This window comes from Burkholderia sp. R-40 (assembly GCF_049942845.1).
Lineage (GTDB): Bacteria > Pseudomonadota > Gammaproteobacteria > Burkholderiales > Burkholderiaceae > Burkholderia > Burkholderia ambifaria.
The window spans coordinates 741,557-762,653 of the sequence record NZ_CP187969.1; the positions used below are offsets into that span (position 1 = coordinate 741,557).

Sequence of the window (21,097 nt, forward strand, 5' to 3'; positions counted from 1 at the left end):
CGTCGGCGCGGGCGCAATACGGTTGGCCGGGTGGAGATCAACCGCGGTCGAGGGCGAATACGTACAGCGTGCCGCCGCGCGGCACGTCGTCCGCCGCCTTGGCCATCGGGCCGCCCCAGATCGGGTTCGCGCCGCCGTAGCCGGCCAGTACCGCTACGTACTCCTTGCCATCGACTTCAAACACCGACGGCTGCGCGATGATCCCGCTCGCCAGCTTCGGGCTTTCCCACAGCACCTTGCCGGTCGACACGTCGAACGCGTACAGGTGGCCGTCCAGCGAGCCGCTGAACGCGAGGCCGCTCGCGGTCGTCGCGACGCCGCCGTTCCACGGCAGCTTGCTCCAGTGGCTCCATACCTTCTTGCCGGTGTTCACGTCGATCGCCTGGAGTTCGCCGTAGCCTTCGCTGCCCGGCTCGGGCTTGATCTCGAAGCCTTCGCCGAGATACGGCAGCCCTTCCATGTAGTTGACCGACTTGCCCGACAGGCTCATGCACGCATGCAGCGTCGGCACGATCGCGAGATGACGTTGCGGGTCGTACGACACCGACCACCAGTTCTTGCCGCCGAGGAAGCTCGGGCACGTGTCGATCGTCGTGCCGACCTTCGGATACTTCGCGGGATCCTGGATCGGCGCGCCGTCTTCCGTGTAGCCGGTGACCGAGGTCGCCTTCACGAACGGTTCCGCATAGATCAGCTTGCCGGTGTCGCGATCGATCGCGTGGAAATAGCCGTTGCGGTCCGCGTGGATGATCGCGTCGTGTTCCTTGCCCTTGTACTTGATCGTCGCGAGCACCGGCGTGTTGACGCCGTCGTAGTCCCATGTGTCGTGCTTCGTGTACTGATAGTGCCACTTGAGGTCGCCGTTCTTCGGGTCCAGCGCGAGCAGCGAATCGGAGTACAGGTTGTCGCCCGGGCGCAGGTCCGCGAGCCACGGCCCCGGGTTGCCGACGCCCCAGTACAGCGTGCGCGTCGCCGCGTCGTAGGTGCCGGTCAGCCAGGCCGGTGCGCCGCCGTGCGCCTGCATGCCGTCGGGCCAGGTATCGGCGTGCTTCTCGCCCTGGCCGGGGATCGTGTAGCGCTTCCACAGCAGCGCGCCGTCGTTCGGGCTCAACGCGGCGATGAAGCCGCGCGCGCCGTACTCGCCGCCTGAGCTGCCGACCACGATCGCGCCGTCGATCGCGAGCGGCGCGAGCGAGAACGAGTAGCCGAGGCCCGGCTCGAACATCTGCGTCTTCCACACGAGCGCGCCGGTCTGCGCATCGAGCGCGGCCACTTCGCCGCTCAGCATCGCGACGTAGACGTTCTTGCCGTACAGCGCGACGCCGCGGTTCACGACGTCGCAGCAGGCCGTCTTGAACGACTCCGCGCCGAGCTTCGGTTCGTATTTCCACAGCTGCGCGCCGGTGGCCGCGTCGAACGCGTATACGTTGTCCTTCGGCGTGGTCACGAACAGGTAGCGGCCGTTGACGATCGGCGTGGCTTCGAAACCCTGCTTCAACTGGGCCGGAAACTTGTAGCTCCACGCCTGCGTGAGCTGCTTCACGTTCGACGGGTCGATCTGCTTGAGCGGCGAATGCGACTGGCCGTTGTACGTGCGGTAGTAGGTGAGCCAGCCGGGATCGCGTTGCGCGTCCGTGAGGCGCTGGTACGTGACGGCCGGATAATCGGCGGCGGCGTCCACGAGGCCGGGATTCAAGGCGATGGCGACGGCTGCCGCGATTCCGATCGTTGCCAGTCGGCGCGTCGAAGCCGAGAGTTTTTTCATGGTTGTCTCCTGAGTCATTGTGGTCGCACCGCGGCCAACTCATGGCCGGGCCGGCAAGGGTGGGGATCCGGGTCCAGTGCGCAGCCAGTCACGCAAATCGCATGCCATTGCGGCGGAAGCGTTGCCACGCAAGGCGTAGCGGCCGATTGGACGCGCGGTGGTGTCGCATGCGGCGCAGCGCGGGCGATCCGCGGGTGTTGCGTTCGGGGACAGTCGCGGGCGGAGTGTTGCGAAACATGACAGTGGGTTGATGGTGATGCGCTGCGCATCGCGTGCGATGGTGCGTGTTCGTTCGGTGCGGTCTTTGGAGGCGTGCACGTGCGGCGCAACGCTCGCGATCGCCATCGACGGAGCGCAGGGGGCGCGCACGGTGTCGTGCCGGCGACGATGCGCACGCTACCGGCAGCTCTGGGCCGTGCACGCGAGGCGTGCGTGGCGACCGGGTTGCCGCGTCACTGATCCAGATCGACACAGGTGCGACTGCGGTGACACGGACAGCAATAGGGACGCGCCGCGCGCCGTCGCGTGGCAGCGGCCGCATGCCGCCGGCTAGCCGGTGCATGTGTCGGTATGCTTCTTGCCGCTGTCGACCTCAAACGATCGCGTGCGATGACACAGTGCGATGATCGTTCCGATGCCGCCTGTAGCTCCGGCCGATCAAAGCAGCGTCGATTGCCATACGTGAGTCGTTACGGATAACGACATAAATAAATGGCGAGAGGCGACATGGAGATGAAGGAGACCGATGCGTCGGAGCGCCGCTTCGTCGTCCGGCGCGCGCTATGCATGGGACTGAGCGGGCGATCCGGCATGCGGTGGTGCGTCCGCGGCGGCGGTTAGCATTTCACGCACAGCGCGCGCGACGCCATGCGCGAGCGCAGCGTCGCTCGCTAAATGCCCGGCCCGCACGCGTTCGACGATGGCGGCCGGCACAGCGCGCGCGAGACGGTCGACGTTGTCGACCGGGCATACACGGTCGCGCGTGCCGTGCACGGCATGCAACGGCACGCCGGCCCGTGCGGCCTCTCGCGCCAGCGCGAGCAGCCGGCGCTCGCCGAGCCAGCACGCACGTTGCAGGTAATGCGCCTGGATCCGGTATTTGTCGATCAGCCGGTCGACGGTGCGTTGGGTCGGGCGCGCCCCGCGTGCAGGCCGCCCGGTCAGGATCGCGTCTTCATACGCGCTCCATGCGAGCGCGAGCGCGCGTTGCCGCGCCGCGCCGGCGCCCGGCTGCAGACGCCGCGCGCAGCAGCCGATCAGGCGATCGGCCCGCGTTGTGCCGGCGGCAGCGGTCAGGCGCTGCCATTCCCGAGGTGCCCGCGCGCGTGCACCGATGAACAGGCCGCGCGCTTCGCGCGTCGACGTGAGGAACAACCCACGCAGCACGACGCCGGTCACGCGCGATGGATGCCGTCCCGCATACGCGAGCGCGAGCGCCGCGCCCCACGATCCGCCGACGACACCCCAGCGCGCGATGCCGAGCTGCGCGCGCAACGCGTCGAGGTCGCCGATCAGTCGCATCGTGTTGTTGTGACGCAGGCCGCCGCGCGGCGTCGACGCCCCCGCGCCGCGCTGGTCGACCAGCACGACGCGCGTCCGCGTCAGATCGAACAAATGCAGCACCGCTGCCGGTCGGCTGCCGCTGCCGGGGCCGCCGTGCAGCACGACGACGGGCTGCCCGCGCGGATTGCCGACTTCGGTCCACGCGATCCGGCATGCGTCGCGGGACAGGGCGGACGGGGAGGCGGAAGTAGCGCGGCGCGGTCGGTGTGGTCGGCGCGTCATGTCATCAGAGCGTTAGGGCGTCGGTGCGTCATGCCGTCATGTCGTCGAGGCGTCGGGGGCGTCGGAATCAGGGTAATGACCGATGCGGCAGGGGACCACGAACCAGCCGTGGCTTGACCGACATCAAAGCCAGAATCGCGCCAGCGACGACGATCGGAATCATCCGGTAACGGCGACGGGTGCATCCGCATTCGCAATGCCTCTCACGTCGGCAGTCGTCGCGAGCGCCGGGCGCTTGCTTGCATCTTGCTTTCATTGGGCATCGAGGCAGCGATCCACGACGCACGGCTGGAGCAGCATAGCCACCGTGGCCCGAAGTTTGCTTGATTCAGGACAAACAGTCCGGCAGCGACCGGAAGGATCCCCGGAGGAGACAATGCGCGATGACGTTCATCCGACGGCCAACGCACGGGCCACGCATGCGCCCGGCTGGCCGACGCCGACGATCCAGAAGTCCCATGAGCGGTCGGAGACGTTCGGCCTGCAGGCGTCGGCACGTCCCGACTACGACCTGCTGTCCGGCGCCGCGCTGTCGCTCAAGCGCGAGCAGAACCGCGTGCTGTGCGTGCATGCGATGCCCGTGATGGAGACGCTGCACGAGCAGATCGTCAATACCCAAAGCATGATCGTGCTGACCGATGCGGAAGGGTTGATCCTGCATTCGATCGGCGACGACGATTTCCTGCGGCGCGCGGAACGCGTCGCGCTGCGCCCCGGCGCGAACTGGGCGGAGAACCGGCAAGGCACCAACGCGATCGGCACCGCGCTCGCGGAGCTGTGCCCGATGGTCGTGCACGGCGACCAGCACTTCCTGGCCGCGAACCATTTCCTGACCTGCTCGAGCGTGCCGATCCTCGATCCGTACGGCGACGCGATCGGCGTGCTCGACGTGACGGGCGACCACCGCAGCTATCACCAGCACACGATGGCGCTCGCGAAGATGTCGGTGCAGATGATCGAGAACCACCTGTTCACGACGACCTTCCAGGAGACGCTGCAGGTGTCGTTCCACGGCCGCCCCGAATTCCTCGGCACCTTGATGGAAGGGATCGTCGCGTTCACCGCGGACGGCCGCTTCCTGTCGGCCAACCGCAGCGCGCAGTTCCAGCTCGGGATGCCGCTCGCCGCGCTGCGCGCGCATACGCTCGCGTCGCTGTTCGACGTGACGAGCGCGCAGCTGATCGACCGGATGCGCGCAAGCACCGAGCCGCACGTGTCGCTGAACCTCGGCAACGGCGCGGTGGTCTGCGCGCGCGTGCAGTTCCGCCGCGCGATGCGGGCCGAGGGCAGCCGGCCCGCCGAAGTGCACGACGGCGCCACGCCGGCCGCGCGGCCGCCCGCTGCGCAAGGCGCGGCGAACCTGTCGCGGCTCAGCTATCTCGACACCGGCGATCCGCAGGTGGCGGCGGTGATCGCGAAGGTCCGCAAGGTGATCGGCAAGGACATTCCGGTGCTGATCACCGGCGAGACCGGCACCGGCAAGGAATGGCTAGCGCGTGCGCTGCACAAGGAGTCGCCGCGTCGAGACGGGCCGTTCGTTGCCGTCAACTGCGCATCGATTCCGGAGACGCTGATCGAATCCGAGCTGTTCGGCTACGAGGAAGGGGCGTTCACCGGCGCGCGCCGCAAGGGCGCGACCGGCAAGCTGCTGCAGGCGAACGGCGGCACGCTGTTTCTCGACGAAATCGGTGACATGCCGTATCCGCTTCAAGTCAGGCTGCTGCGCGTGCTGCAGGAGCGCATCGTCAATCCGCTCGGGTCGACGAAGGCGATCGGCGTCGACATCGCGATCATCTGCGCGACGCATCGCGACCTGCGCGACATGATCGCGCAGAACCGTTTTCGCGAGGACCTGTATTACCGGCTCAACGGCCTCGTCGTGCGCCTGCCGCCGCTGCGCGACCGCACGGATCTCGCGGTGGTCGTCCAGAAGATGCTGCAACGGGAAACGCTGTCGGGGCCCGGGCGCCGGCCGTTGAGCGTCGCGCCCGACGTGATGGCGCTGTTCGAGCGCTGCGCGTGGCCGGGCAATTTCCGGCAGCTCGCGAACCTGCTGCGTACGGCGGCCGCGATGGTCGACGACGACTGCGAGATCCGCTGCGAGCATTTGCCGGACGACTTCTTCGACGACGTGCGGCGCGACGACGGGCCGGCGGAACAAGGCGCCTGCGCGCCGCCGCCGCTCGCCGCGCCAGCGTCAGCGCCCGCGTTCGCGGCCTGCGATGCGCGGTTGCAGGACGTGGCCGCGTCCGCGATTGCGGCCGCGCTGGCCCGCCATGGCGGCAACGTGTCGGCCGCCGCGCGCGCGCTCGGCGTGTCGCGCAACACGATCTACCGCAAGATGCCGGCCGCCGGGCCCGATGTGGTGGAATCCGACGAGCGCTGACGGTGGCGCGAGTGTCACACGGGTGTGTCAGGTTGCAACACCCGGTGTTCAAGGATTCAACACCTGCTCAACCGGACACACATGCAGCAAACCGTCCGAGCAAGGTTGATGAAATTACGTTGTATGGAAATAGAAAGAATGTCGGTGGCGTGACCACGCGGCGGCTGCCGCATGCCCTCGCGCGCCGCCGCGCGACGCAAATCGCGCCCCGGCATGCTCCTTGCTGAATAGGTATCGGCCGCTCGATCGATGCGGTTGTTATCGACTCACCAACTGAACAAGGAGACACATCATGCAGTGGACCACGCCGGCTTATACCGACCTGCGTTTCGGCTTCGAAATCACGATGTACATCGCCAACCGCTGATCGACGCGCGCAGTGCCGCCCGCATCGACGGACACGATGCGGGCGGCACCGGGAGCATACGCAGATGAAGATCAAGATACTCGGCTCGGGCGCCGGCGGCGGATTGCCGCAATGGAACTGCAATTGCGGCAACTGCCGTCGCGCGCGGGCCGGCACCGACGGCATCGTGCCGCGCACCCAATCGTCGATCGCGGTCAGCGGCGACGGCGTCGACTGGGTGCTGGTGAACGCGTCGCCGGACATCCTCGCGCAGCTGCGCGCCGATCCCGACCTGCAGCCGGCCCGCGCGATCCGCGACAGCGCGATCGTTGCCGTCGTGCTGTGCGACGCGCAGATCGATCACGTGACGGGCTTGCTGATGCTGCGCGAGCGCACGTCGCCGTTGCCGCTGTACGCGAGCGCCCCCGTGCTCGACGATTTGTCGACGGGGCTGCCGCTCGTGCCGCTGCTCGGCCACTACTGCGGCGTCGACGTCCACCCGATCGCGCCGGGCGAACCGTTCGCGATTCCCGGCGCCGGCGGCATCCGCTTCACCGCCGTGCCCGTCGACAGCAAGCCGCCGCCTTATTCGCCGCGGCGTGCGGCGGCCGTTCCCGGCGACAACATCGCACTCCTGATCGAAGATACGGCCACGGGCCGCCAGGCATTCTACGCACCGGGGCTCGCCGACGTCGACGACGACGTGCGCGCCGCGATGCGCGACGCCGATCTCGTGCTGGTGGACGGCACGTTCTGGACCGGCACGGAAATGATCGACCTCGGCCTGTCGTCGAAACACGCGGCCGAGATGGGCCATCTCGCGCAGTGCGGCGACGCGGCGCAGCCCGGGATGATCGATCGGCTGCGGCCATTGCCCGCGCATACGCGCAAGGTGCTCACGCACATCAACAACACGAATCCGATTCTCGACCCCGGTTCCGCGCAGCGTGCGCAGTTGCGCGAGCACGGGATCGAGGTCGCCCACGACGGCATGCAAATCGAGATCTGACCTTGACGTCCTCACCCGCCTAAAGGCAGGTGATTCCCACACCCGGCGATGCACGTCCGCATCGGAGAATGTTCAGCGCAGCGTTGATATCACGATCATGCACGACACCACAGCCATCGCAGGCCCACTCTCTTATTCGCAGTCCCGCGATACCTTTCGGCCGCGTCGTGCTGTCTTTCGACCCGCACGACGAACAGGACTGGGTAGAACCGCTTTCGTCGACTTCCTCGAACGTGGCCCCGTGCGCGATCGCCTTGTAACGGAGTTTGCTTCGGAAGGACGACCAGGATGCGTCGTAGACGCTCTTCGCCATCCTGGTTCTGGCGAGCTTCGCGGCCGACACGTTGCCGACCGCGATGTAATCGAAACGCCGCACCAGATCGAGCGCGAGCTTGTGCTGGAAATCGGCACGGGCATTCGCGACCTTGGCGTGCAACTTCGCGATATGCCGCTTGTGCTTTCGCGCCCGTTGCGCTTTCGCCAGCTTTTCCGCCGCGCGTCGACCGAACTGATCATTGGGCAGCTTCTCGCCGGTCGAAAGTGTGGCGAAGTCTTTCAGACCGAGATCGATGCCGACACCCGAACGGATCGGGCGGGCCTGAACATCGGGCATCTCCATCACGATGTTGAGAAACCAATTGCCGCGCGCATCCTGTGCGAAGTTAGTTCCGTCCTTGATCTTGCCTTCAGGAAGTGGGCGGCTATTGAACACGCGAAAGGTGTTGCCAGCGAAGCGAAACGCATCACCTTCGCGCTTCAGGTCACGCCCCTTCAGCGGCACCCAGCCAAGCGACTTCCTGCCGCGATAGCGCAGGTAGGGCCGACGGTGCTGACTGCGCGACTTCGCATATTGCTCGCACGTTGCATTGACTGTGCCGGAGTGAATGCCGAGCGCCTTGCTGCTGCCGGTCGTCAGCACGTTCAGATCGAATCCCGTCGGCCACTTCTTGCTCCACTTGAGCGCGTGCTTCTGCGTGTCATTGCAGAAGTTCCAGACGTAGTTCACCGCTCGGCTCTGCTTGTTAAGCAGTCCGTTGAGCGACTTCACCCGGTAGCGGTAGACAAGAATCATGCCGGTGATCCTAACCCGTGGAAGAAGCTGCCTGTCAACAGCACTCCTTTCCTTCCCGCCATCGATGGCGGGGTTTCTCGGAGCAAATTCTGATGAACGCACCGATTCCCGCCGCGGCGCTGCACGCGACGCCCTGGAGTGCGCAGGAGTTCGAGGCGCGCTTGCGCGCGCTCGAATCGCGCTACCACATCCATCACCCGTTCAATCGGCGCCTGAATACCGGCGCGTGCTCGCCCGAGCAGATCCGCGGCTGGGTCGCGAACCGCTTCTACTACCAGATCAGCATTCCGCTGAAGGACGCGGCGATCCTGTCCAATTGCCCGGACCGCGAGACGCGCCGGCTGTGGGTCGAGCGGATTCTCGATCACGATGGTCACGGCGGGCAGGAAGGCGGGATCGAGGCATGGGCTCGCCTCGGCGAAGCGGTCGGCATCGAGCGTGCGGAACTGTGGTCGCTCGTGCACGTGCTGCCCGGCGTGCGGTTCGCGGTGGACGCGTACGTCAATTTCGCGCGGCATGCGCCGTGGCAGGAAGCCGTGTGCTCGTCGCTGACCGAGATGTTCGCGCCGCAGATCCATCTCGACCGGCTCGCGGGCTGGCCGTCCCACTATCCGTGGATCGAGGCGGACGGGCTGCAGTATTTCCGCAGCCGCGTGCCGCTCGCGCAGCGTGACGTCGAGCACGGGCTCGCGGTGACGCTGAACCATTTCACGACACCGGACGCGCAACGGCGCGCGCTCGACATCCTGTCGTTCAAGCTGGATGTGCTGTGGTCGATTCTCGATGCGATTGAAAAGGCATACCCCGCATGAACTCCAACGACGTCGTCAGCGGCGTGCCGCTGCGCCCCTCGCTGAGGGGCATGTACCGCCTGCAGTGGGAGGCGGCCCAGGATGCGTACGTGCTCCTGTATCCGGAAGGCATGGTCCGGCTCAACCCGAGCGCGGGCGAGATCCTCGCGCGCTGCGACGGCACGCGCGAGCTCGACGACATCATCGACGAACTCGAGCGGCTGTTCAGCACGTCGGACCTCGCGTCGGACGTCTACCGCTTCCTCGATCATGCGCGACTGCGCGGCTGGCTCGACTGACATGGACACGACACCCGCACCGACCCGGCCGTCCACGCCGCTGTGGCTGCTCGCCGAACTCACGTACCGCTGTCCGCTGCACTGCGCGTTCTGCTACAACCCGGTCGATTTCGCGACGCACGGCGCCGAGCTCGATACCGACGCATGGCGCGCGGTGATCAGCGACGCGCGCGCGCTCGGCGCCGCGCAGATCGGCTTTTCCGGCGGCGAGCCGCTGCAGCGCGACGACCTGGAAGTGCTGGTCCAGCATGCGCGGTCGCTCGGTTTCTATACCAACCTGATCACGTCGGGCGTCGGCCTGAATGCCACGCGCATCGATCGTCTCAAGGCGGCCGGGCTCGATCATATCCAGCTGTCGCTGCAGGATTCGACGCGCGAGCTGAACGATTTCCTGACCAGCACGCGCACCTTCGACCTCAAGCGCGACGTCGGACGGCTGATCAAGGCGCACGGCTATCCGATGGTGCTGAACTGCGTGCTGCACCGGTACAACCTGCCGCACGTCGGCCAGATCATCGAGATGGCGCTCGACCTCGGCGCGGATTTTCTCGAGCTCGCGAATACGCAGTACTACGGCTGGGCGATGCTGAATCGCGACCAGCTGATGCCGACCGCCGAACAGCTGCGCGAAGCCGAGGAAACGGTCAACCGCTACCGCAAGCTCGTCGGCGAACGATGCAAGATCCTGTTCGTCGTGCCCGACTACTTCGAGCAGCGGCCGAAGGCCTGCATGAACGGCTGGGGCTCGGTATTCCTCGGCGTCGCGCCGGACGGCACCGCGCTGCCGTGTCACGCCGCGCGCGGGTTGCCCGGCCTCGTGCTGCCGAACGTGCGCGACCGGTCGCTGAAGGAAATCTGGTACGACAGCGACGCGTTCAACGCGTTTCGCGGCGACGGCTGGATGCGCGACCCGTGCCGCACCTGCGACGAGCGCCATACGGATCATGGCGGGTGCCGGTGCCAGGCTTACATGCTGGCGGGCGATCCGGCGGAGGCCGATCCGGTGTGCGCGAAGTCCGCGCATCACGGCCGGGTCGAGCAGGTGGTGCAATTCGCGCGGCGGGCGGGGCGGCAGGACGAGCGTCCGCTGATCTTTCGCAGTGTGGCTAATTCGATCGGGCGCTGAGCGGGACGGGACGCGTGATCGGCGCGCGTCACTTTCTCGATCGTTTCCTCGATTGCCGCGCCGCCTGCTCGAGCAACGCCGCGAACGCCGCCTCATCCGCGCGCAGCCCCCTCGGCGTGCGGCGCACTTCCAGCGTCGCGAGCAACCCGGCCTCGAATGTATCGAGCACCACCGGATGGATGTAGCAGCGCCGGCACACGGCCGGCGTGTTGCGCAATGTGTCGGCGACGCTCCGCACCGTTTCGACGATCTGCTTGCGGGCATGCGTGACGCCCTGATGCGGGATGCGCCTCAGCAGCGCCAGCGCCTGCACGCTGCCCGCCCACGTCCGGTAATCCTTCGCGGTGAACTCCGCGCCCGCTGCGTCGCGCAGATAGTCGTTCACGTCGGACGAGCCGACGGAATGGCGCACGCCGTCGTCGTCCAGATACTGGAACAACTCGTGCCCCGGCAGCTCCGCGCAGCGCCGCACAATGCGGCCGATGCGCGGATCCTCGACGGTCACGTCGTGCTCGATGCCGCTCTTGCCCGTGAAGCGCAGGCGCACCTGTCCCGGCCGGATCGTCACGTGGCGCTTGCGCAGCGTCGTCAGCCCGTACGACGCGTTCTCGCGCGCATATTCGGCGTTGCCGATCCGCGCGAGCGTCGTGTCGAGCAGCCGCACGATCGTCGCGACGATCTTGTCGCGCGGCATCCCGGGTAGCGCGAGATCGCGATCGACACGCGCACGGATGCGCGGCAGCGCGCGGGCGAAGGCCGCCATCCGCGCGTACTTGTTCGCGTCGCGCGTTTCACGCCACAGCGGGTGATAGCGATATTGCTTGCGTCCGCGCGCATCGCGGCCGGTCGCCTGCAAATGGCCGTTGGGGTCCGTGCAGATCCACACGTCGGTGTACGCGGGCGGAATCGCGAGCGCTTTGATGCGGGCGATTTCGTCGGCGTCGCGGATCCGTTCACCGTCCTTCGTGTAGTACGCGAAACCGTTGCGCAGCCGCCGACGCGTGTAGCCGGGGCGGCGGTCGTCGACGTGGCGCAGCCGCACGGTCGAACTCGCGACGGCGGCTGCAAGAGCTTCGGCGGCACCGCGGGGCGTGGGCTTTTTCATGCTGCGATGCGCCAATCAAACGGAACGTCCACGCGCAGCGTGCTGCGTTCATGCATGGCGGGCATTGTTGTTCTCCTTGTTGCAGGCGGGCCGCCGCGAAGCGCGAGCGGGCCTGCCAGCGCGGCAGCAAGATTCGTGCGCCGTCGGCGGATTTGCCGCCGAGCCGACTTCGCGCGTTCCGCATTGCCAGCACGACGGCCGCTGCCGCGACCGCCCACACGCGGGCTAACGCCATTCCCGCACAACCCCGCCAGCAGCCCACCACCCGCTTAGGTGTTTATACGTATGCCGATACCGATATCGCTTCAATCCAAGATTTCATTGGAAGGTTATCGGACTTGTTCCTAGACTGATCCGGGGCATGCATACCGGGTTGGCGCGCAAGCGCAGGCCGGGCGAGCCCGCACCGCATCCGCGCCACGCAGAATCAGAACAGCGCAGCACAGCACCGCGCAAGGCCGGCGCAGCGGCATACAACGACACCATCGGAGACGGACCATGACATTCATCAGGAAGCTGGCGGTCGGCGCAATCGTCGCCGCGGCGGCGGTGCTGGCCACCGGCGCGCACGCACAGCAAAAACCGATCACGCTCGGGTTCTCGCAGGTCGGCGCGGAGAGCGCGTGGCGCACGGCGAACACCGTGTCGGTGAAGAGCGCGGCGAAGGACGCCGGCATCAACCTGAAATTCTCGGACGCGCAGCAGAAGCAGGAGAACCAGATCCGCGCGATCCGCTCGTTCATCGCGCAGAAGGTCGACGTGATCGCGTTCTCGCCGGTCGTCGAGTCGGGCTGGGAGCCGGTGCTGACCGAAGCGAAGGCCGCGCATATCCCGGTGATCCTGACCGATCGCGGCGTCGACGTGAAGGATCCGTCGCTGTACGTGACGATGATCGGCTCCGACTTCCTCGAGGAAGGGCGGCGTGCCGGTCACTGGATGGAAGAGCGCTACAAGAACGACGCGGGCCCGATCAACATCGTCGAGCTGCAGGGCACGGTCGGCTCCGCGCCGGCCAACGATCGCCGCGCGGGCCTGCTGGAGGTGATCAAGAGCAATCCGAAGTTCAAGGTGATCGCGTCGCAGAGCGGCGACTTCACGCTCGCCGGCGGCAAGCAGGTGATGGAAGCGTTCGCGAAGACCTACGGCAAGCAGATCAACGTCGTCTACGCGCACAACGACGACATGGCGCTCGGCGCGATCCAGGCGATGGAAGAAGCCGGCATCAAGCCCGGCAAGGACGTGAGCGTCGTGTCGTTCGATGCGACCAAGGGCGGCTTCCAGGCGATGGTCGCGGGCAAGATCAACGTCGACGTCGAATGCAGCCCGCTGCTCGGCCCGCAACTGATGACGGCGGTGAAGGACGTGGTGGCCGGCAAGCAGCTGCCGAAGCGCATCGTCACGAACGAGACGGTGTTCCCGATGAACGTCGCGGCGCAGGTGCTGCCGACCCGCAAGTACTGATTCTTGACGGACGCGGGCGGTGGCGCGGGCTGCCGCCGTCCGGCAACCGCTTCGAAGCGAGGGCGTTCCATGACGAATCCGCCGGTGGTCGAGATGATCGGCATCGACAAGACGTTTCCCGGTGTCCACGCGCTGCAGCGCGTGAACTTCCGGCTGTTTCCGGGCGAGATCCATGCGCTGATGGGCCAGAACGGCGCGGGCAAGTCGACGCTGATCAACGTGCTGACCGGCGTGCATGCGCACGACGCGGGCGAGATTCACGTCGGCGGCGCGCCGGTGCGCTTCGCCGCGCCGCGCGAGGCCGAGGCGGCCGGGATCCAGACGCTGTACCAGGAAGTGAACCTGTGCGCGAACCTGTCGGTCGCCGAGAACATCTTCGCGGGCCGGCAGCCGATGCGGCGCGGCGCGATCGACTGGAAGACGATCCATGCGCGTGCGCGCGCGGCGCTCGCCGAACTCGACCTGTCGCTCGACGTCACGCGCTCGCTCGACGCGTATCCGATCGCGGTGCAGCAGATGGTCGCGATCGCGCGGGCCGTGTCGGTGGATGCGCGCGTGCTGATTCTCGACGAACCGACGTCGAGCCTCGACGACGGCGAGGTCGCGCGGCTCTTCGGCGTCCTGCGCCGGCTGAAGGCGTCGGGCATCGCGATCCTGTTCGTCACGCATTTCCTTGAGCAGACCTATGCGGTGTCCGACCGGATCACAGTGATGCGCAACGGCGAGCGTGAAGGCGAGTATCTCGCGCGCGACCTGCCGGTCGACAGCCTGGTCGCGAAGATGACCGGCCGCGCGCCGATGTCCGGCACGCTGCAGGCGGGCGCGGCGGCCGTGCCGCGCGATGCCGGCGCGGCCGCGCCGTTCCTGTCGATGCAGCAGGTCGGTCGGCGCGGAATGATGAGCCCGCTCGATCTCGACGTGCGGCCCGGCGAAATCGTCGGGCTGGCCGGGCTGCTCGGCTCGGGGCGCACGGAAACCGCGCAGCTGGCATTTGCCGCGGAACGCACCGACACCGGTGCGATCGAGATCGACGGCGCGCGCACGCGGCTCGCGTCGCCGCATGACGCGGTGCGCCACGGCATCGCGTATTGCCCGGAGGATCGCAAGAAGGAGGGGATCGTCGCCGCGCTGTCGATCCGCGAGAACATCGTGCTCGCGCTGCAGGCGCGGCGCGGCTGGTGGCGGCTGATCAGCCGCGCGCGCCAGCGCGAGCTCGCCGATACCTACATCGCACGGCTCGGCATCAAGGCGCGCGACGCGGAGCAGCCGATCGGGCTGCTGTCGGGCGGCAACCAGCAGAAGGTGTTGCTCGCGCGCTGGCTCGCGACGGAACCGAAGCTGCTGATCCTCGACGAGCCGACCCGCGGCATCGACGTCGCCGCGAAATTCGACATCATGGAGCGTGTGCTCGCGCTGTGCGCGCAGGGGCTCGCCATCCTGTTCATCTCGTCGGAGATCAGCGAGGTCGTGCGCGTGAGCCACCGGATCGCGGTGCTGCGCGACCGGCGCAAGGTCGCCGAACTGAGCGGCACCGACGCGTCGGAGGAACACGTGTACCAACTGATCGCGGGAGGCCGGTCATGACGCGGCTACGTATGTTGCTTCGCCATCCGCTCGTATGGCCGCTGTTGACGCTCGCGCTGCTGCTGGCGCTCGACGTCGCGCATCGGCCGGGCTTCCTGTCGATCTCGCTGCTCGACGGCCACCTGTTCGGCGCGCCGATCGACATTCTCAACCGCGCGGCGCCGCTCGTGATCGTGTCGCTCGGGATGACGCTGGTGATCGCGACGCGCGGGATCGACATCTCGGTCGGCGCGATCGTCGCGATCGCCGGCGCGGCCGCGGCGATCGTGCTCGACGGCGATCCGTCGCGGCTCGGTATGGCGCTGGCCGCCGCGCTCGGCGTCGGGGTGCTCGCCGGTGCGTGGAACGGCGTGCTCGTCGCGTTCGTCGGGATGCAGCCGATCATCGCGACGCTGATCCTGATGGTCGCCGGACGCGGCATCGCGCAGTTGCTGACGGGCGGGCAGATCATCCCGATCGGTGCGCCCGGCTATCTCGAGATCGGCGGTGGCTATCTCGCGGCCGTGCCGTGCTCGGTCTGGATCGCGGTCGCGACGATCGCGGCGACCGCGCTGCTGGTGAACCGCACCGCGCTCGGCCTGTTCATCCGCGCGATCGGCGTGAATCCGGTCGCGACGCGGCTCGTGGGGCTGCGCGCCGGCGCGGTCGTGTTCGGCGTGTATCTGTGTTCCGGCGTGATGTCGGCGCTCGCGGGCATCCTCGCCAGCTCGAACGTGCGCAGCGCCGACGGCAACAACGCGGGGCTGCTGCTCGAGCTCGACGCGATCCTCGCGGTGACGCTGGGCGGCACGTCGCTGCTCGGCGGCCGTTTCAGCCTCGCCGGCTCGGTGCTCGGCGCGCTGATCATCCAGACGCTCACCTACACGACCTATTCGATCGGCGTGCCGCCGGAGGCGACGCTCGTCGTGAAGGCGATCGTCGTGATCGTCGTGACGCTGATCCAGTCGGACGCGGCGCGCGCGCTGGTGCTCCGGCACGCGTCGCGGCTGCTGCCTTCCGCGCGTTCGCGCGCCACCACCGGAGCCACGCCCCGATGAACCGATTCCTCGCCCGGCTCGCCGACCCGCGCACGCTGCCGATCGTCGTGACGATCGTGCTGTTCGCCGCGCTGTTCGGCTTCGGATCCGTGATGTACACCGGCTTCTTCTCGATGCAGGTATTGACCGGCCTGCTCGTCGACAACGCGTTCCTGCTGATCGTCGCGATCGGGATGACGTTCGTGATCGTGTCGGGCGGCATCGACCTGTCGGTCGGCTCTGTCGTTGCGCTGACAACGATCTTCTGCGCGGTCGGCGCCGAGCGGTTGCACTGGCCCGTGTGGGCGATCGTGCCGCTCGTGCTCGTGTTCGGCGCGCTGTACGGCGCGGCGATGGGCGCGCTGATCCATTACTTCCGGCTGCAGCCGTTCATCGTCACGCTGGCCGGGATGTTTCTCGCGCGCGGCGCGTGCTTCCTGATCACGACGCAGTCGATCACGATCAACGAACCGACGTTCCATGCGCTCGCGGGCATCAGCGTGCCGATCGGCGGCGGGACGCTGAGCGCGGGCGCGCTGATCGCGCTCGCGACGCTGGCTGCGGCGCTCTACGTCGCGCATTTCACGCGCTTCGGCCGCAACGTCTATGCGATCGGCGGCAACGAGCGCTCGGCGCTGCTGATGGGGCTGCCGGTCGCGCGCACGAAGGTCGGCGTGTATGCGCTGAGCGGCTTCTGTTCGGCGCTCGGCGGCGTGGTGTTCACGCTGTACGTGCTATCCGGCTACGGGCTGCAGGCGCAGGGGATGGAGCTCGACGCGATCGCCGCGACGGTGATCGGCGGTACGCTGCTCACGGGCGGCGTGGGCTACGTGATCGGGTCGGTGTTCGGCGTCGGCATTCTCGGCACGATCCAGGTGCTGATCACGTTCGACGGCACGCTGAGCTCGTGGTGGACGCGGATCGTGATCGGCGCGCTGCTGTGCGTGTTCTGCCTGCTGCAGCGGGTGATCGAGCGGCATGCGGCGCGGCGGCGTACCGGCGGCACCGGGCTCGATCCGAAACGCCGCAAGCGCGAGGCCGCGCAGGTCAGGCCCGCTGCGGCGGGCGACGACGCGGCGCTGGTGTCGACGATGCGGCGGTTGTAACGACTGTCGCATCAGGTGCGATCGTCTGCACGCACCTGCGAAGTAGTGCGCGGCCCGCTGTCACTGGCTTCATGATCGGCGCGGCGATCACGCCGACCTTGCCATGTCCGGCTCCGCATCGAACGACGCATCGGCGATACCCATCCGTTTCAGCGACTCGGCCAGCCGCTCGATCGCGTGCAGATCGAGCGCGTCGAGACGCTCGCGCATCGCCTGCACGAACGCGGCATGGCGCGGCGCGTGCGCATGCTGGCCGAGCCATTCCTCGATATCGGTGAGGCGGCCTTCGCTGGCGAGCACGGCCAGCTCGTCGAGCGCATCCGGCGACGGGCAGCGCATCGCATGCGCGTCGCTCAGCGATTCGTCGGGTTCGACGAGCTCGGCCGGCCGCATCAGCGCCGACGCCGGGATCAGCGCATGCCCGAGCGCCGGTGCGACGATCTGGAACGTGAACGACGTGCCGACGCCCGGCTGGCTCGTCACGGAGAGCTCGCCGTTCATCGCGCCGACGATCCGCTGCGCAATGAACAGCCCGAGCCCGGTTCCGCCATTCACCGCCTGAACCTGCTGGTACGCGCGGAAGATGTCGGTCGTCTTGCCGATGTCGATCCCGATCCCGGTATCGGCGACCTCGAACACGATGCGCCACGCATCCCCCTGCGGATACGCGCCGACCGACAGCGTGACCGTGCCGTCGCGCGTGAACTTCGACGCATTCGACAGCAGGTTGAGCAGCACCTGCTGCAGTCGGATGCCGTCGATCGACAGCTTGCGCGGCAGCGGCGTCAGCGGCCGGTAGTCGAACCGGTTCTCCTGCTGCTGGCACAGCGCGAGCGCATAGTCGCCGATGTCGGTCAGCAGGCCGGGCAGGTCGGTCGCGTCCGGCGAGATGCCGAGCGGCTGCAGCTCGGACTTCGTGTATTGCAGCAACTCGTCGATCAGCGTGAGCTGGTAGCGGATGCTGCGGTCGATCGAGCGGATCAGCCGCGCCTGGCTGCGGGTCGCGCTTTGCAGCAGCAGCTTCGCGTAGCCGTTGATCGTCGACAGCGGCGCGCGCAGGTCGTGGCTCACGTAGCCGAGCGTCTCGATCTTCTGCTGCATGTGCGTCCTTACCTGCTGCAACGCGTCGTTGAGCGCGACCGTGCGTTTCGCGACCTCATCGCGCAGGCGATCCTGTTCGGTGAGCTGCCACTGCTCGAGCCGCTTGCGCGCCTCGGTGCGTTGACGGCCGACGTGGTGGATCCACGCGGCCAGCACCAGCAGGTGCGTGGCGAGCCCGATGATCGCGACCACGGGATTCGGATGGATGTCGGACTTCAGCCAGAGCAGCCACGCCGGTATCGCATCGCGTCCGTCGAGCACGCGCACCAGCATGTTGAAGCTCGCGAACCCGACGGCGATCAGCATCACGCGGGCGCTCGGCGTGCGCCGGATCGCGAAGGTCAGCGCGAGGCCGATGTTCACGACCGCCATCACGGTGTTCAACCGCAGGCAGAACCACGTGAAGGTGAGCAGGTCGCCGTACGCCGCGCCGGCCATGCCGATGCATTCGAGCGCGAAGAACGCCATGTAGACGGCGCGCATCGGCATGCTGGCCTTCTCGCGGTGCGCGACCATCAGGATGAATGCGATGAAGCAGGCGACCGACAGATAGACGAAGACCACTTCGGCGCGTGCCGACCATTCATACGCGCCGGGCCACAGATACATCACGGTATAGCCGCGGTACGTCGCCTCGAACAGCGTCGTGCTCAGCGCCAGCACGGCCAGCACGACGAACATTCCGCTGCGCGAAAAGAATCCGATCAGCAGCGCACACCACACGAGTGCGAGCAGGCCGCCGAAGAAGCCGAAGTTCCACATCGCGGCGCGCAGTTCGTACGCGTGCCATGCGGTGGGCGTGAACACGGATGGCGCGAGCCGCATTTCCTTGCGCGACGTGATGCGGATCAGCACGGGCATCCGTTCGCCTGGCCGCAGCGTCGTGTCGAGCGTCGGATATCGGGAAGCAGGATGGTCCGCGTCGCCGCGGTCGGCCGGAAAGCGTGCGGCGAGCGTCCACGCGCCGCCGCGCTCGACATAAAAGTCTGCATGGTCGAGACGTGCATCGCGAATCGCCAGTACCAGCGGGCGCTCGACGCTGTCGTGATTGACCAGCGTCGCGGCGACCCACCATGCCGAGCGGGAAAACTCGATGTTGAACGACGGGCGCGCCGCGGACGCGGACGTGCTGCTTGGCGCAGCCGCGACTCGCGCGGCGGCCTGGTCGGCGGACATCGTCGCGCCCCGATCCTCGACGATCGACACCGCGTCCAGCTGTGCGGCGTTTTCCGTCGCTTCGGCGCGGTGGGTCGTGCACGCGATCAGCGCCACCGCGAGCAGCAGAAGGGTGTACCAGCCCGATGCGCGGCGCCTAGGCATCGCGCGGGTGATCATGCGTCGCGGGCAGTGCGTCGACCGCCGGACGCTGGCGCCGCCAGTCGGACGGCGTGATGCCGAACCGTTCGCGAAACGCCGTCGCGAAATTGCCCGGCGTCGAGAAGCCGATTTCCTCGGCGATGTCGCCGATCCCCATCGACGTCTCCGCGAGAAAGTGCTTCGCGGCGCGCAGCCGTGTGTCGCGCAGGTATTCGAACACGGTCTGGCCGAGATGATCGCGGAACACGCGCGACAGTCGCTTTTCGTGCGTGCCGACCTGCCGCGCGAGTTCCTCGAGCGTCGGCGGATTGCGCAATTCGCGCAGCAGCACGTCGCTCGCCGCACGCACCAGCGCGGCGTCCGGATGATCGGGCAGCTCGGGCAGGTGCGCGAACGGCTGGCTGCGCCGCGCGCGCTTCAGATGATTGCGGATCCGCGCAATGACCTCGACCGGCTCGAACGGCTTCACGATGTAGTCGAGCGCACCGGTTTCGAGCCCCGCGATGCGATCGTCGAGATCGGCGGCGGCGGTCAGGATGATGATGGGTATGTTCTGCGTCGACGGCGTCGATGCCAGCAGGCGGCACGCGGCGAAGCCGTCCATGCGCGGCATCCGGACATCCATCAGGATCAGGTCGGGCGCGACGGCCTGCGCGCGGTGATAGGCCTGCAGCCCGTCGAACGCGACACTGATCCGGCATCGCGCCGAACGCAGGATCTCCGTCAGGAGCCGCAGGTCGTTCGGTCGGTCGTCTACAACGAGAATGTGTGCGCCAACGAGATCCGGCGTGGCGCGCAGCGACGCCGGACTGGACGAGCGGGATGACATGGTTGCGAACGCGTTGGGGAGGTAGGCCGGGGTCGGACTCGATGCATCTATGCGCACGATTGTTGCAAAAAATTATATGACGACAATAGCGCCCGCGGTGGGGTTTCCGTGCGCCGCGTGTGGGCATGTTTGACAGTGCGCGCAACCTTCCTGGCGGCGCGCCCGCACCGCGAAAACAGGCTGGGAAAAAGTGCCGGGCCGGCTATTAAATTTCGGTCGTTATTGCCGATTTGAATCGGCATAAATGGAATTGGCCCGAATGATGAATCGAGTTGAAATGTGTCGCGCAGGCAGCCTGTTTCGACGCGGATCGCGGTCATCAATTTCGTGTCCCCGTGATTAAGTTTTTATGGATCGCTGGTTAAAAATGCTTTCGCGTTTAAGTCGATCGGGATGCCGGAATGTATGAATGTAAATCTCGTCCGGCCGGGAAAACAATTTGTCCGCTCGGGAAAAGGTTCGCGCACCGGAGTCCCGGCACACTAGGCCCGAGGTGACTGGAGCGGTTGTTCGGCAGAACGGCGTTCCACGCGAATTTCATTTGTCGCGGCGGCATGTTTGAGTGCGCAATATTCAATGTGACATTGAGTGCTGACAATCTCAAATTCCGGGATTCCGGTGCTGCGACGAGAGTCGGCACGAGGGCAATGCAAGCTTCCCACCCTTCGAATTGGGTTGATATAAGAGATGAAGGGAATGGGGTAGAAGCTGATGAGAGTGTGACATACAAGGCAACAAGAAATAGTCAAAGAAAGTCAGTCGATTAATTCGATGCAGGGGTCGTCCGGCCTATCGTCGTTTTTTCCGGAAATCCGGAATCTCCGGCGCGCGCCTGGACGGAAAGGGGTGGGTGGGTTCGCGTCGGCCGCCGGGCAGTTCGGTCTTTCAGGCGGCGGTCGCGCGGGCGCGCTCTCGAATCAGGCGGCACGAAAAACATGAATATGAAAGGCACGGCAGATCACGGCACCGGTTCGCCCGAACCGGCAGCGGCTGTCAGCG

Annotated in this window: 16 protein-coding genes; 10 read left to right on the forward strand and 6 right to left on the reverse strand. The window is 67.0% G+C overall.

Annotation, left to right across the window (positions count from 1 at the left end; genetic code table 11):
- Positions 1 to 37: 37 nt before the first annotated feature.
- The gene (locus ACP26O_RS32140; RefSeq protein WP_175665826.1) at positions 38 to 1,765 is read right to left on the reverse strand and encodes a methanol/ethanol family PQQ-dependent dehydrogenase; all 1,728 of its coding nucleotides are present in this window, start codon (positions 1,763 to 1,765) and stop codon (positions 38 to 40) included.
- A 780-nt stretch (positions 1,766 to 2,545) separates the two neighbouring features.
- Positions 2,546 to 3,550, reverse strand: coding sequence for an alpha/beta fold hydrolase (locus ACP26O_RS32145; protein ID WP_175665825.1), 1,005 nt, complete (start codon positions 3,548 to 3,550; stop codon positions 2,546 to 2,548).
- Between the two features lie 376 nt (positions 3,551 to 3,926).
- On the opposite strand from ACP26O_RS32145, the gene ACP26O_RS32150 reads away from it, so the two are divergent.
- From ACP26O_RS32150 to pqqB, 3 genes are all read left to right on the forward strand, one after another.
- Positions 3,927 to 5,936, forward strand: coding sequence for a sigma-54-dependent Fis family transcriptional regulator (locus ACP26O_RS32150; RefSeq protein ID WP_426356416.1), 2,010 nt, complete (start codon positions 3,927 to 3,929; stop codon positions 5,934 to 5,936).
- A 292-nt stretch (positions 5,937 to 6,228) separates the two neighbouring features.
- Positions 6,229 to 6,303 (forward strand): pyrroloquinoline quinone precursor peptide PqqA, encoded by a 75-nt coding sequence (gene pqqA, locus ACP26O_RS32155; protein WP_006410019.1) that lies wholly within the window; start codon positions 6,229 to 6,231, stop codon positions 6,301 to 6,303.
- 64 nt (positions 6,304 to 6,367) lie between these two features.
- Complete coding sequence (gene pqqB / locus ACP26O_RS32160; protein ID WP_011661040.1) at positions 6,368 to 7,291, forward strand: pyrroloquinoline quinone biosynthesis protein PqqB; 924 nt, start codon at positions 6,368 to 6,370, stop codon at positions 7,289 to 7,291.
- Positions 7,292 to 7,310: 19 nt separating this feature from the next.
- Here pqqB and ACP26O_RS32165 read toward each other — a convergent pair whose 3' ends face one another.
- Positions 7,311 to 8,363 (reverse strand): RNA-guided endonuclease InsQ/TnpB family protein, encoded by a 1,053-nt coding sequence (locus tag ACP26O_RS32165; protein WP_175665823.1) that lies wholly within the window; start codon positions 8,361 to 8,363, stop codon positions 7,311 to 7,313.
- Positions 8,364 to 8,455: 92 nt separating this feature from the next.
- Here ACP26O_RS32165 and pqqC point away from each other — a divergent pair, with 92 nt between their 5' ends.
- The 3 genes from pqqC to pqqE are packed head-to-tail and all read left to right on the forward strand — an operon-like array spanning position 8,456 to position 10,579.
- Complete coding sequence (pqqC, locus tag ACP26O_RS32170) at positions 8,456 to 9,175, forward strand: pyrroloquinoline-quinone synthase PqqC (RefSeq protein WP_126224319.1); 720 nt, start codon at positions 8,456 to 8,458, stop codon at positions 9,173 to 9,175.
- The gene (gene pqqD / locus ACP26O_RS32175; protein ID WP_012372245.1) at positions 9,172 to 9,453 is read left to right on the forward strand and encodes a pyrroloquinoline quinone biosynthesis peptide chaperone PqqD; all 282 of its coding nucleotides are present in this window, start codon (positions 9,172 to 9,174) and stop codon (positions 9,451 to 9,453) included. The genes pqqC and pqqD overlap by 4 nt, the downstream gene beginning before the upstream one ends.
- A gap of 1 nt (position 9,454) precedes the next feature.
- A complete protein-coding gene (pqqE, locus tag ACP26O_RS32180; RefSeq protein WP_175665822.1) occupies positions 9,455 to 10,579 on the forward strand; it encodes a pyrroloquinoline quinone biosynthesis protein PqqE in 1,125 nt (374 codons plus the stop codon).
- 28 nt (positions 10,580 to 10,607) lie between these two features.
- Here pqqE and ACP26O_RS32185 read toward each other — a convergent pair whose 3' ends face one another.
- Positions 10,608 to 11,684: a DNA topoisomerase IB gene (locus ACP26O_RS32185; RefSeq protein WP_175665821.1), complete on the reverse strand. Its 1,077-nt coding sequence runs from the start codon at positions 11,682 to 11,684 to the stop codon at positions 10,608 to 10,610.
- Positions 11,685 to 12,182: 498 nt separating this feature from the next.
- Here ACP26O_RS32185 and ACP26O_RS32190 point away from each other — a divergent pair, with 498 nt between their 5' ends.
- The 4 genes from ACP26O_RS32190 to yjfF all read left to right on the forward strand — a co-directional run bounded on the left by ACP26O_RS32190 (position 12,183) and on the right by yjfF (position 16,851).
- Positions 12,183 to 13,145 carry an ABC transporter substrate-binding protein gene (locus tag ACP26O_RS32190; RefSeq protein WP_165754337.1) on the forward strand — a complete coding sequence of 321 codons (963 nt, stop codon included), beginning with the start codon at positions 12,183 to 12,185 and terminating at the stop codon, positions 13,143 to 13,145.
- 69 nt (positions 13,146 to 13,214) lie between these two features.
- Entirely contained in the window at positions 13,215 to 14,729 is a 1,515-nt protein-coding gene (locus tag ACP26O_RS32195; protein WP_175665820.1) for a sugar ABC transporter ATP-binding protein, read from the forward strand.
- Positions 14,726 to 15,766, forward strand: coding sequence for an ABC transporter permease (locus tag ACP26O_RS32200; RefSeq protein ID WP_175665819.1), 1,041 nt, complete (start codon positions 14,726 to 14,728; stop codon positions 15,764 to 15,766). Before ACP26O_RS32195 ends, ACP26O_RS32200 begins: the two co-directional genes overlap by 4 nt.
- The gene (gene yjfF, locus ACP26O_RS32205; RefSeq protein ID WP_175665818.1) at positions 15,763 to 16,851 is read left to right on the forward strand and encodes a galactofuranose ABC transporter, permease protein YjfF; all 1,089 of its coding nucleotides are present in this window, start codon (positions 15,763 to 15,765) and stop codon (positions 16,849 to 16,851) included. The genes ACP26O_RS32200 and yjfF overlap by 4 nt, the downstream gene beginning before the upstream one ends.
- An 87-nt stretch (positions 16,852 to 16,938) precedes the next feature.
- Here the strand turns inward: yjfF and ACP26O_RS32210 are convergent, their stop codons facing one another.
- Together ACP26O_RS32210 and ACP26O_RS32215 are read right to left on the reverse strand one after the other, a co-directional pair.
- Positions 16,939 to 19,272: a sensor histidine kinase gene (locus ACP26O_RS32210; RefSeq protein ID WP_175665817.1), complete on the reverse strand. Its 2,334-nt coding sequence runs from the start codon at positions 19,270 to 19,272 to the stop codon at positions 16,939 to 16,941.
- Positions 19,265 to 20,098, reverse strand: a complete 834-nt coding sequence (locus tag ACP26O_RS32215) for a response regulator transcription factor (RefSeq protein WP_105830876.1) — start codon at positions 20,096 to 20,098, stop codon at positions 19,265 to 19,267. Before ACP26O_RS32215 ends, ACP26O_RS32210 begins: the two co-directional genes overlap by 8 nt.
- Positions 20,099 to 21,097: the final 999 nt, after the last annotated feature.